The sequence below is a fragment of the Magnetococcales bacterium genome (genome assembly GCA_015232395.1).
In the GTDB taxonomy this organism is placed as follows: Bacteria; Pseudomonadota; Magnetococcia; order Magnetococcales; family JADFZT01; genus JADFZT01.
The window spans coordinates 1-12,163 of record JADFZT010000106.1; the positions used below are offsets into that span (position 1 = coordinate 1).

11 protein-coding genes are annotated in these 12,163 nt (G+C 53.7%); 3 read left to right on the forward strand and 8 right to left on the reverse strand.

Translation table 11 applies throughout. The features are described 5' to 3' along the window. Positions 1-241 precede the first annotated feature (241 nt). Positions 242-535 carry a hypothetical protein gene (locus HQL52_18480; GenBank protein MBF0371431.1) on the forward strand — a complete coding sequence of 98 codons (294 nt, stop codon included), beginning with the start codon at positions 242-244 and terminating at the stop codon, positions 533-535. A gap of 167 nt (positions 536-702) precedes the next feature. Here HQL52_18480 and HQL52_18485 read toward each other — a convergent pair whose 3' ends face one another. Beyond that, a complete protein-coding gene (locus HQL52_18485; protein ID MBF0371432.1) occupies positions 703-1,257 on the reverse strand; it encodes a tetratricopeptide repeat protein in 555 nt (184 codons plus the stop codon). A 294-nt stretch (positions 1,258-1,551) separates the two neighbouring features. Between HQL52_18485 and HQL52_18490 the strand changes: the two genes are divergently transcribed. Next, entirely contained in the window at positions 1,552-2,763 is a 1,212-nt protein-coding gene (locus HQL52_18490) for an RtcB family protein (protein ID MBF0371433.1), read from the forward strand. A 182-nt stretch (positions 2,764-2,945) separates the two neighbouring features. On the opposite strand, the gene HQL52_18495 is transcribed toward HQL52_18490, so the two are convergent. Continuing rightward, complete coding sequence (locus HQL52_18495; GenBank protein ID MBF0371434.1) at positions 2,946-3,230, reverse strand: hypothetical protein; 285 nt, start codon at positions 3,228-3,230, stop codon at positions 2,946-2,948. 84 nt (positions 3,231-3,314) lie between these two features. Here HQL52_18495 and HQL52_18500 point away from each other — a divergent pair, with 84 nt between their 5' ends. Further along, positions 3,315-4,295, forward strand: a complete 981-nt coding sequence (locus HQL52_18500; protein MBF0371435.1) for an integrase — start codon at positions 3,315-3,317, stop codon at positions 4,293-4,295. Between the two features lie 715 nt (positions 4,296-5,010). Here the strand turns inward: HQL52_18500 and HQL52_18505 are convergent. The 6 genes from HQL52_18505 to HQL52_18530 all read right to left on the reverse strand — a co-directional run bounded on the left by HQL52_18505 (position 5,011) and on the right by HQL52_18530 (position 11,553). Continuing rightward, complete coding sequence (locus HQL52_18505) at positions 5,011-6,648, reverse strand: diguanylate cyclase (GenBank protein ID MBF0371436.1); 1,638 nt, start codon at positions 6,646-6,648, stop codon at positions 5,011-5,013. A gap of 202 nt (positions 6,649-6,850) precedes the next feature. Continuing rightward, positions 6,851-7,561 (reverse strand): ABC transporter ATP-binding protein, encoded by a 711-nt coding sequence (locus HQL52_18510; protein MBF0371437.1) that lies wholly within the window; start codon positions 7,559-7,561, stop codon positions 6,851-6,853. Further along, positions 7,548-8,291: an ABC transporter ATP-binding protein gene (locus tag HQL52_18515; protein ID MBF0371438.1), complete on the reverse strand. Its 744-nt coding sequence runs from the start codon at positions 8,289-8,291 to the stop codon at positions 7,548-7,550. The genes HQL52_18510 and HQL52_18515 overlap by 14 nt, the downstream gene beginning before the upstream one ends. Continuing rightward, positions 8,288-9,292, reverse strand: coding sequence for a branched-chain amino acid ABC transporter permease (locus tag HQL52_18520; GenBank protein ID MBF0371439.1), 1,005 nt, complete (start codon positions 9,290-9,292; stop codon positions 8,288-8,290). The genes HQL52_18515 and HQL52_18520 overlap by 4 nt, the downstream gene beginning before the upstream one ends. Beyond that, positions 9,292-10,167, reverse strand: a complete 876-nt coding sequence (locus HQL52_18525) for a branched-chain amino acid ABC transporter permease (GenBank protein ID MBF0371440.1) — start codon at positions 10,165-10,167, stop codon at positions 9,292-9,294. The genes HQL52_18520 and HQL52_18525 overlap by 1 nt, the downstream gene beginning before the upstream one ends. 39 nt (positions 10,168-10,206) lie before the next feature. Then, complete coding sequence (locus HQL52_18530; protein ID MBF0371441.1) at positions 10,207-11,553, reverse strand: ABC transporter substrate-binding protein; 1,347 nt, start codon at positions 11,551-11,553, stop codon at positions 10,207-10,209. Positions 11,554-12,163: the final 610 nt, after the last annotated feature.

Genomic DNA, 12,163 nt, shown 5'->3' on the forward strand with positions numbered 1-12,163 from the left:
TAACTGATAAGAAATCTATTGCAAGACAATTGATGACTATATTCTGCTTCTGAACCCATTAGATTTATCTGGGCCATTACAGGCTCCCTTTCCACATCCCAGTCAGCGGATAAGCATATTGAAAATAGCTGATAAACAGGCTGCCAGGATCAGGAAACGCCGGACGGGGAGCCTTTCAGGGGGGGAGAAATATGGTTACATTATCTTCGAGTGGAACCACTGAATGACAGGAGGTGACGAGATGGCCCAAGAAAAAAATGGTTTCTGCTGGGAGTGTGGTGAAGCTTTGGGGTCGGGGGATTTTGGGCGGGGGGATGATTGCCCGAAATGTGGTAAGGAAACCCGGGTTTGCCGCAACTGCCGGTTTTACGACCAAACCGCCTATAACGAATGCCACGAACCCCAGGCAGAGCGGGTGGTGGAAAAAGAGCGGGCCAACTTTTGCGACTATTTTGAGCCTGACCCCGGCAAAAAAGCCCAACAGAAGCAAAAAGCCGACCCCATGCAGGCGGCCAACGCCCTCTTCAAGAGCTGAAAATCAAAGGCCCTCTCCGAGAGCGGGTCGACCGCCTGGGTAGGTATAGAGTGGCCAGATGGATCGAAGGTGGCTGGATTTCCCGAGCAGCGATCAACCCGCTGGATTCATTTCACCGAAAGCCTGGTCAAATCAATCGGCAAGCCAACCCAAAATCCAGGCTCGGCTCAGTGAAAGAGCCCTTTTAATTGGACCATCTCCTCATCCGGCAGATGAATCACCGGGATACCGCGTTCACCGGTTAAAAGAGCCTCCACTTCATCCCGCCGGGTTCGGATCATGCCCATCTCATCGGCAAATCCCTGCAAACCTTTTTCACCCAGTTTTACAGCACACCCCAAATCGACCTCAGCCATTTGATCCCGGCCCAACTTCACAAAGCAGAGACCCCGGGCCAGATAAGCGGGACCATGGTCGGGTTTCAAAACCAACGCCTTGGTAAAATCCCGAACCGCTTCCTCAAAACAGCCCATCAACCGAAACACACACCCCCGCTCAAAATAGCTCAGAGCTTGGGTATCATCCATGGCAATGGCTGCAGTCAAATCAGAAATGGCGGCAGGATATTCCATCAGCATGATTCGGACCGCTCCCCGGGCTTGATAGGCATCGTGAAGATGGGGATCCTTTCGGAGAACTTCGGAAAAGGCAACCACACCTTCCTGAAAGTGGCCCGCCAACATTTGCCGTTGTCCCTCGACGAAAAGAGCCTCAGTGTTCATAGGTGTTCTCCTTGACTATGTTCCGTTTTGAATCTCTATCAGATATCCCCCCTTGAGCTATCCCCAAAGAGAGGTCATGAATGATTATCATTTACACTCAACCTTTCAGACCCGTATTTCCCCCTTCCAGTTCCAAAATGCCCGAACAGGAACCCTTTGCCTGAATCAAAAGGCATCCGAATAGCCTCATAGAAAGCCTCTTTCCTTGACACTCAATCGGAACCAATCTGATAAACTCATACCCATTGATATTCAATCCTGCACAATCAGGAGGAAACGGTGCCAGTCCAGGAGATCATTCATCCCAAGGGTGGCGTGCCCATCAAGATTTTTACGCGGCAAGTCGAAGAGCACGCCCGGGAGCAGCTGGAAAATGTCGCTCGCCTGCCATTCGTTTTCAGCCATATTGCCGCCATGCCCGATGTCCATTCCGGAATGGGAGCCACCATCGGCTCGGTGATTCCCACCAAGGGTGCGGTGATACCGGCGGCTGTGGGAGTGGATATCGGCTGTGGGGTGATGGCGCGACCGTTGGATATTCCCCGGGAGGCGTTGGGGTCGGATATCTCCGGCTTGCGGGAAGAGATTGAAGCCACCATCCCCCATGGCCGCACCCACAACGGCGGGCCAGAGGATTCCGGGGCCTGGAAAAAAGTACCGGCAGAAATCGAAAAATATTGGCGCAACAATAGCCTGGAACGGTCTATTCCCATGGTGCTGAAACGCCATCCTCGTCTCATCAACAAGCGGGTCAACTCCCTACGCCATCTGGGCACCCTGGGAAGCGGTAACCACTTTATCGAAATCTGCCTAGATGAAAATGAACAGGTCTGGGTGATGCTTCACTCGGGTTCCCGAGGGGTGGGTAATCGCATCGGGACCTATTTTATCGATATCGCCAAAAAGGAGATGAAGCGCGACAAGGTTCACCTGCCAGACCCCAATCTGGCCTTCTTCAAGGAGGGGAGCGTTCTATTTGCGGATTACCTGAAGGGTGTACAGTGGGCGCAAAATTTTGCCCGAGCCAACCGACGTTTTATGATGGATGCGACCCTTCGCACCATCCAGAAGGTGTTGGGTCGCAAAGTTCGCCCCTTAAACAAAGGCATCGATTGCCACCACAACTATCTGGAGCTGGAAAACCATTTTAAATCAGAGCTATGGATCACCCGCAAAGGGGCCATCCGGGCGGGGAAGGGGGAGATGGGCATTATTCCGGGTTCCATGGGAACACGCTCCTATATCGTCGAAGGGAAGGGGAGTCGGGAGTCATTTTGCTCCAGCGCCCACGGAGCTGGTCGCATCATGAGCCGACGGGAGGCCAAGCGGCGTTTCAGCGTAGCGGATCTGGAAGCCCAAACCCAAGGGATCGACTGCCGCAAGGATGGCGGGGTGCTGGATGAAATTCCCGGGGCCTATAAAGATATCGATGAGGTAATGGCCAATCAGAGCGATCTGGTAGAGGTGGTGCACACCCTCAAACAGATGATGTGCATCAAGGGATAAACCGGATTCGGCATTGGATAAACATCAAAAAATGGTCGGCTCAAACGGAGGAGAGAATGAGCAAATCAGCAAAGGTGAAGAGGCTTGGCAGATTTCCTCCACTGCCCAAGGAGGTGCTGGCGGATGTGGCCAGATGCCGAGCCATTCTGTCTGGTTTTTTGGCGGAGGAGAATTCTGTTGACTCAGGCGTAGATAACCAAGAGGCCATAGAGCAAAAGAGTTCCCCCCAAAAAGCCCGTTCCCCAGTAAATAAACGAGACAGGATCCTCCCGCAAAAAAGAAGCTGGATCTTGCCAGAATGAGGGTTGACTGGGGGTGCGGCAAGCGCCTCGACCGCAAATCAATTGGGAGAGGGTCTTGTTGGCCAAGGCGTTGATGGCGGCCAGATAAAAAAGCACCCCATTGGGGTCAAGTTGATACAACACCACCGTTCCCACAACGGCTATCAAGAAGGGCATCTGACGCATCAGTGAATTTCTTTCTGGATTTGACCGGGTTAACTTACGATAATTATAAAATTCCGCCCTGGGTGGTCAACGGCTCCCTCCCAGATGATTCAGTCACTTGGGCGAATCCACCGGGATTTTTCATCAGCCACCATTCTAAGCCATCAAACGACACACGCCATGGGCAAATTTCCAGATAATCGGGATCCAGGAGAAGAACTCTCTCCAGAGGTCAAAGCCTTCCAGCAAGCCTCTTCCCTCACCGATAGCACCCGCAACGCCTATTGGGGGGATATCCGCCGCTTTCTCGACTGGGGTGGGACCATTCCAGCCACTTCCCGCATGGTAGCCGCCTATCTGGCAGCCCACGGGGAAAGTCACAAATCCGCAACCCTCATCCGCTGGAAAGTCTCCATCGGCAAAGCTCACGCCGCCCAGGATTTGCCGGATCCCACCAAGACCCAGATGGTGCGGATCATGATGAAGGGGCTTTTAAAAAAACACGATGCCCCCCAGCGGCAGGTACGCCCCCTTTTAAAAAAACAGCTGCTGAAGGTGGTGGGAACCATGGGAGAGCGACTGAAAGATCGCCGGGATCAGGCCATGCTCCTGCTCTCCTTCGCCGGTGCCTTGCGCCGCTCCGAGGTGGTTGCCCTGGCGTTTGAAACTGTCGAAAGAGTAGAGGCGGGGGTGGTGCTTCACCTGGCTGGCAACATGCGTATCGCCATTCCCAAGGCCCGGGGCAAGGTGTGCCCGGTAGAGAGCCTTGAGCGGTGGCTGGCAGAGTCCGGAATCACAACCGGACCTCTCTTTCAGGGGATCAGTCGTCACAGCCGATTGACCGGCAAACCCCTCACCACCCACGGGGTCGCTCTGATCGTCAAACAACGGGTCCAGGCGGTTGGGCTCGACCCGGCACTCTACAGCAGCCACAGCCTGCGATCCGGGCTTGGGATAAGTGCTGCGGCTGAGGGCATCACCCCTGAAAAGATAAGCGCCCAGATCGACCGCAAGGGCCGCGCTGCCGCTCTTTTGACAGCAGATCTTGAAGAACTCTTCCAAAATAACGCCGCCTCCATTCTCTAAATTCCCGCCGAGTTTTACCGATCCTGTTCAGCCCTTCCCTCTGACTGAAAAGCTCTTCATTGGCCTGACATCACCTCGCTGCTACCAGCCATCATCAACCATCCATTCTCTTTCAGAAGACCGCCACCAAGCCTCTTGCTTATCCTGTATGCCCCCTATAACACATCCATCCATCAGCAGATAGAAAAAAACGCATTGTTTTTTACTTATATAACATTTACAGAAACTTGCACACATCTTTAGCTTTCGTTATTTATAATTAACAATATCTAGAAAGAACCCCTCCAGTGCGCTTATAGAAATTTATGGAAGGTTAGAAATCGATCCAAAAAATCGGCCCAATCAATGGCATTTCCAGCATGGCTGCCAGAATGAGCACGACACCAAAATCCAAAATGGACATGACGCAACAATCAGCTAGGGGGGGCCATCTGGCTGAGGCATATCCTGAAAGAGAGGAACCTCACCCCATTGATCTCAGCCAGCCAAGCAGATATGCCCAGCTGCCGATACCGTTGGAATCAATGCAATGCCAGGGCCAAAACAGGAATGGCTGGAAGGATAGATGGGAAGCCGGAAAGCGTTTTGAATGCCGGATGATCCAGGCTTTGGAAGCACAGCTGATATGGCAGGATTCGCTGCCATCTGGGGGCGAAGAGGAAAAACGGGATAATGGAAAATGGAGAAGAGAGGATTGCGGACAAAAAGGTCGGGGTTACTCCGCCAGGACCACCAGATTACGTCCTCCGTTTTTGGCTTGATAGAGAGCCTTGTCAGCGGCATCGTTCAGGGTGGAAGGATCAGAATGGTGGGGGAACATGGCGATACCACAGGAGAAGGTTTTTTGGAAGCTGATCTCTTCGAACCGGTGCTCAATCTTACCAAAAGCCTCCCGCAGTTCATTCATGATGTGCGAGGCCGTTTCTCCATCGGTCCCCACCAAAATAACCGCAAACTCCTCCCCACCAAAGCGCCCCACGATGTCGGTATTACGCAGGCGCTGTTTGAGGAGACGAGCCAGGCTTTTGATCACCCGATCCCCAGTGGGATGGCCGTAGGTGTCGTTGACCGCCTTGAACTTGTCGATATCAAGCATGGCAAAAGCCAGGGGATCCTTCTGGCGTTTGGCCCGGTCCACCTCAATAATCAGCCGTTCCCGGGTGGTGGTGTGGTTGTAGAGACCGGTCAAGCCATCCCGCACCATGAGTGAGCGCAATTTTCTGGCTCGGGATATCCGGGAAATCACGGACGAGATGAGATGGTCAGGAAGGATAGGCTTGGTTAAAAAATCATCCCCCCCCAGACTCATGGCCGCCAGCTGACGGGTGATGTCGGTTTCAGCGGAGAGAAAAACGATGGGGGTGGTGAGGAACGACTCCTGCTGACGCAACACACTCGCCAGCTCCAGACCGGAACAGCCCGGCATATAAAGATCCATCAAAATCAAATCGGGCTGAAAAGCGGTGAGGGGTTCCATCACCTGAAGGGGATCGGTCACCACACAGGTCCGCATACCGGCTCCCTGAAGCACCAGGGAAAAATGCTCTGCCAGGGATCTGGAATCTTCGATGATGCAAACCCGAAACGCCTCCGGATCATATCCCACCACCAGATTGTCCAGGGTATCCACCAGCAGGGAGATATCCACCGGCTTTCTGAAAAAAGCCTTCCCACCCGCCCGAACAGTTTTCAGACGGCTATCCAGATCATCCTGATTAGAGATAAAAACCACGGTGAGGGCGGAATCGCGTTTTTTTTCCAGCACCGATATCGCCTTGTTGCCCTGGCCATCGGGCAGCTGGGTGGACATGATCACCGCAGCGGGTTCAGTCTCCTCAAGCCCTTTACGAAACTCGGCCAGGGTGGAAAAAATATCGATGGTATAGCCGTAGTATTGTAGCTGGGTAGCCAACTCCTGGGTCTGATCGGCTTCGGCGTCCACCAGGAAAATCCGTTTTTCATCCGCCTTTTTCACCACAGAAGGCGTTTCCATAGCGGTGGCCGGTTCGGTATCGATATCTGTATCGATACCGGTATCGCTGCCAGCAGTTTGATAGAGAAAGCGCAGACCATTGGCAATCGCCTGCTCCTGCTCTTTGTTGGGTAGGGATTCGTTGCGTAGGATTTCCTTGAGGATCACTTCTGTCCGGCGAGCGGCCCGGCCAACATCGGGAAAGCCAAACGTACCGGAGGTGCCAGCCAGGTTGTGTACCATCCGGTGAAAAGCCTGGAATGATTCAATCGTCCAGCCATCCTGGCCGATATCCTTCCAGGTTTCTTGAATTTCCCGCATTCTGTCAGGCAGCCGGTCAGCAAATTTTTGCCGGGCTGCTGCCAGCTTTTCCAGAATCATCTGTTTTTTGTCATCGCTCATATTCGGGACTTTCCCAAGGATGGCCATTCGACCGATCATCCTCAGCTGCTTATGATCAGTCGATTTTCACCTTACCTGTTTTCCAGGCCAATGGGCACCACCCCCGGCTTTATTACGACAAACTTGGGAATCATTTGCAAGGTTGCATGACAGAAGGAAGAATGCCCCTCTTTTTAAGAGGTTACTCTCCAAGCCCCAGATAGCTCTCTTTGATGTGGGCGTTTTCCGCAAGCTCCAGGCCGGTCCCAGTGATCACATTGCGTCCGTTTTCCAGCACATAGGCCCGGTGACAAACTGCGAGAGAGTGATGGACATTTTGTTCCACCAGGAGAACCGTCACACCCTGCTCATTGATTTTTTCGATAATTCTAAAAAGATCGTTAACCATCAAAGGGGAGAGCCCCAGGGAAGGCTCATCCAGCATGAGAATTTTTGGCAACGCCATCAAACCCCGGCCTACAGCAACCATCTGCTGCTCGCCACCACTCAGGGTTCCAGCGGCCTGTTTACGCCGGTCTTTGAGCTGGGGAAAAAGTTCATAGACCTCCTCCATCGTCTCCTGACGCCGTATTTTGGCTGCTGGAGCAAGAGATCCCATGATGAGGTTTTCTTCCACCGACATCTCACCAAAAAGCCTGCGCCCTTCAGGAACCTGAACCACACCGTGGTGGATGATCCGGTCGGCAGGTTCCTGATCCAGACGTATATCACCCAGGGTGATGGTGCCACTGGTGGGGGAGAGAAGCCCGGAAATGGTCTTGATGATGGTGGATTTTCCCGCGCCATTGGAGCCCAGAAGCACCACAATCTCCCCCTCCAGCACTTCGAAAGAGACCTCCCAGATGGCCTGCATGTCCCCATAATGGACCGCGATGGACTCAACCCTGAGCATTGGCCCGCCTCCCTTCGAAGGGTTCTCCCAGATAGGCCTTGGCTACCTCGGGATGACCGGCGATCTCCTGGGGGGTGCCCAAAGCGATGGGCTGGCCAAAATTGATGGCCAAAATCCGATCAGAGATGGACATGATCACCTTCATGATATGCTCGACGATAATGATCGTAACCCCTGAATCCTTGATTTTTTTGATCAACTCCAGAGCTTGATCCAGCTCGGAAGGGTTTAAACCGGCAAAGGTTTCATCCAATAAAATCAAACGGGGGCGCGTGGCGATGGCCCGGGTGATTTCCAGGCGCTTGCGGTCACCGATGGTGAGCCCCCCCGCCAAAACATCCGCCCGATGATCCAGGCCACAAAACACCATCGCCTCCTCAGCCGCCGCCCGAGCCTGGGATGCGGAGGAAGTCCGGGAAAAAGCCGCCGTGATGACATTGTCGGTGACGGTCATCCGCTTCAGGGGCTTCACCACCTGAAAGGTCCGGGCCACCCCCAGATGGTTGATCTTGTGGGGCTTCAAGCCATCGATCCGGCGGCCTTCGAAGTGGACCGAACCCGCAGTAGGATTCAGATAACCGGAAACCAGATTAAAAATGGTGGTCTTGCCGGAACCGTTGGGGCCGATGAGTCCGAACACCTCTCCAGGCTCCACCTGACAGGTGACGCCGTTGACCGCAGCCAACCCGCCAAACCGCTTGACCAAGCCGTTGATTTCGAAAAAACTCATGACTGCTGCCCCCTCCGCCACAGGGCGGTTATGCGATCCCAGTCACCGACGATACCGTTGGGCAGATAGCGGATCACCACCACCACCAGAATACCGAAACCCAACACATGGGCTTTGGTCATGTAGAGGGCAAAGGTGGTGAGTATTTCCGAGCCGCTCGATTCGGCCAAAGAAGTGACCACGCCAAAACCACCGGTACGAAAAAGCTCCTGTACCACCACCATCACAAAGGCCCCCACAGCTGGCCCGTAGACCGTCCCCACACCACCGACAATACCCACCAAAATCGCCATGATGGAAATATCGTGGAGGGAAAACACCACCTCCGGATCGATGAATCCCATGTAGTTCATATAAAAACCGCCCGCAATACCGGTGAGTGCAGCGGCGATGGTGAGAGAGATCATCTTGTAGGTGGTGGTGTTGATACCGATGGATTCCGCCGTATCCTGATCCTCTCGGATGGAGAGAAAATAGTAGCCCCACTTGGACTTCATGACCAACTCAATGATGACGATGGTGACCACTGCCAGCCCCAACACGATGTAATAATAGGGCAGCTTGGATTCGAAGGTTTGCAGGATCATGATACCCACCATGCCATCGGTAAAATCTTCCCAGATGGTGGCGGTGTGGCGCATGACCTCGTTCAGGGCCAGGGTGGCCAATGCGAAATAGGCCCCCCGCAGACGAAAACAGATCCAGCCAAAGGGAAGTGCCAGCAGGGTAGCCGTCACCCCGGCCAGGGGAACCCCCCACCAGGCGGAAATCCCCATGTGATACTCCAAAAGACCTGCCGTATAGGCCCCCATACCGAAAAAAGCGGCATCCCCGAAGGAGACCTGGCCGGTATAACCCGCGATCAAATTCCAGGCGGTACCGATCACCACCCACATGAAGGCGAGGATCAGGAGGTGGAGGTAATAGTCGTTTTCCACCACCAGGGGAAAGCAGGCTAGAAGACCCAAAACCCCCAAGGCGATTTGTGTGGAGCGATCCATTATACCCCCGTCAACCGCTTAAAGCCGCCAGGAAGGAAGAGAAGGACCATGATGAAAATCACCAGCCCAGCCATCTCTTCAAACTCCATGGCGATGTAAGTGGCGGCAAACGCCTCAACCAAACCCAGCGTCACACCACCAAAAATGGCCCCCACCGTGGAGCCCAGCCCACCCAGAATACAGATCACAAAGGCCCGGCGGGTAAAGGGGCCGCCAATATCGGGATAGAGATAGAAGATAGGCACCAGGAGCGTGCCCGCAGCCGCCACCAGTGCAGCCCCCAAGCCAAAGGTGATGTAGGTGGTCCGCTCCGGATTGACCCCCATGAGGGCGGCGGCCTCCTTGTCTTGGGCGGTCGCCCGAATGGAGCGGCCCATGTCGGTTTTGATCAAAAACCAAAAGAGCAGCAACGTCACCCCGATAGCGATGAGAAAGTTGATCATCAGGGGAACGGAAAAGGAGATCTCCCCTATAAAATAGGTGGCATTGGAGTAGGCGGTTTTGACTGATTTATAGTCCGAAGTGAAAATAAAGCGCATCACTTCGGTCAGCACCATGCCGATCCCCACGGTCATGAGCACCTGATTTTCCGGCAGGATGGTCTCGGTGTGCACCAGAGGATTCAAAAGATATTTTTGAATCAGCATCCCCAGGATAAAAATCACCGGCATGGAGATGAAGAGGGAGAGATAGGGGTCGAGTCCCAGCAACGCATAGGCGGAGTAGGTGAGATACATGGCCACCATCATGAGTTGGCCATGGGCCAGGTTGATGATGCCCATGACCCCCATGATGAGTGTCATGCCGGTGCCGATGAGGGCGTAAAGCCCCCCTTTGAGCAGACCGGCAATCAGTGTTTGCAGAAACAGGTCCATGATAGTCCGTTCGATGGGCAGGGAAACGACCCCAAAGGGTTATTTCCGCTCTTCGAGCCAGTTGACCGGATAGGCGTAGGGAGCGTTGGCCAGATCTTTGGGCCAGATCATCTTAAGCGCACCGTCTTGCCACTGGACGACGTAGGTTTCCAGCTTGTTTTGATTGATCTTGCCATCGTAGGAAGTAAACTTGACCGGGCCGAAGACGGTCATCATATCGGTCGCAGCCAGAGAGGCGGTGATATCCTCCTTGGAGAAGGATTTGGCCCGCTTGAGCACATCGGCAATGACGTAGGCAGCGGCATAGGCCTCGGCACCATGATATTCGGTGTCCCGGTCGTAGGCGGCCTTGAACTTGTCAAAATATTCCCGGGCGCCAGGCAGGGGCAGGCTCTCGTGCCAGAGGGTGGCGGAGATCACTTTTTCCCCCGCCTTACCGGTGTTGCTCATAAATTCCGGCATGGTAAACCCAGCCCCACCGCCGACAAAAAGCTTGGGGTTCATTCTGAGTTCCATGGATTGGCTCATCAGCAGAGAGGCATCCAGCACATAGGAAACCATGTAGATCAACTCAGGATCCGCTTGCTTCACTTTGGCCAGCAGAGGCTTGAAGTCCACAGCCCCCGAATCGTAGCTCTCTTTCAGCAATACCTGGATACCGAGCTTTTTGGCGCTTTTTTCGAAGGCTGCCGCCCCCTTGGTGCCGAACAGGCTGTTTTCGTGGAGAATCGCCACACTCTTGGGCTTGACCACATCAGCGAGAAAACTCTCCAGACCGCTGGCATATTCGCTCACCGGGGGATTCAGGCGGAAAATACGGAAGCGGGGCATGATCCGGCCCACCTCTTTGTTGGCCCGGGCTTCAAGCTTGGTGATTTTTTTCTTTATATCAGCAATTTTACCGGCATCGGTCTCCTCTTTGAGACCTTTTTTCAGCTTGCTGGCCTTACGCCCGCTGGGGGTGTGGGCAGTGGGTTTGGTGATGATGTCGGCAGAGCCGGTATTGACCAAAAACGGGAAGGATTTATTGATGGCGACCCCGGCAACCGCAGCGGTGACCGAAGAGCTGTAACCCCCACCCAGCATCACCACCCGATCCATGGAGATCAGTTTTTCAGCGGCTGAGCGGCCTACATCCGGCTTGGAGGTGGTGTCTTCAATGAGAAAATGCAGAGGGCGACCATTGACCCCCCCCTTGGCGTTGATCTCTTCCTGGGCCATCTCGAAAGAGAGCTTTTCGATCTCGCCAAATTTGGCAAACTTTCCGGTGACCGGCAAAACAACCCCCACCTTGACGGGATCAGCGGCTTGGCTGGAGTGGGGCCAGATCATTGCCAGAGCCATGAGAGGAATGAAGAACAGTTTGAGAAGGCCTGTTTTTTTCATGTACATCTCCCGTGAAAAAATTCCCGAAGTGGGGTGGTGCCCTTCCTTGGTATCCGTAGTGGACCCGGAAAAAAAGGGGGGCAGGTGTATATGATCAAGTGCTTGCGCTAGCCGTATTCTCCATGACCGATAACTATGAAAAATTATCAGAACGATAACCAGTACCATTAACAGAAACATAAACCTGCCATCGGGCTCCCTGATCCCTCGTTACCGGTATCGTTTCTGATTTGATTTTATGATGAAAACGAGCCAAAACAAAATTCAATCGATCAATATACCCGGTTCTGCTATGAAATAGGGGGACGGTTTTCCTGTCATGTGGGGGAGGTTCTGCTAACCCGAATGGACTCCCCCTTATTTTCAGACAGGCCTACCAGGCGATTTTCTTGATCAAGGGGTACTGGCATGACCGAAGCACAGGGCAATGAAATGCTGCTGGATCCTCCGGAAAGCCGGGAACTGAGACAGCAGATGGTCAAAAGCCAACTTCTCACCCGGGATATTCGAAATCCTCGGGTGCTTTCCGCCATGGCCTGAGTTTCTGGCGGGTGGGCACATTTGAGCCTATCGAAAAATCAAATCCTAAAGAAAACGACATGTTACGGTA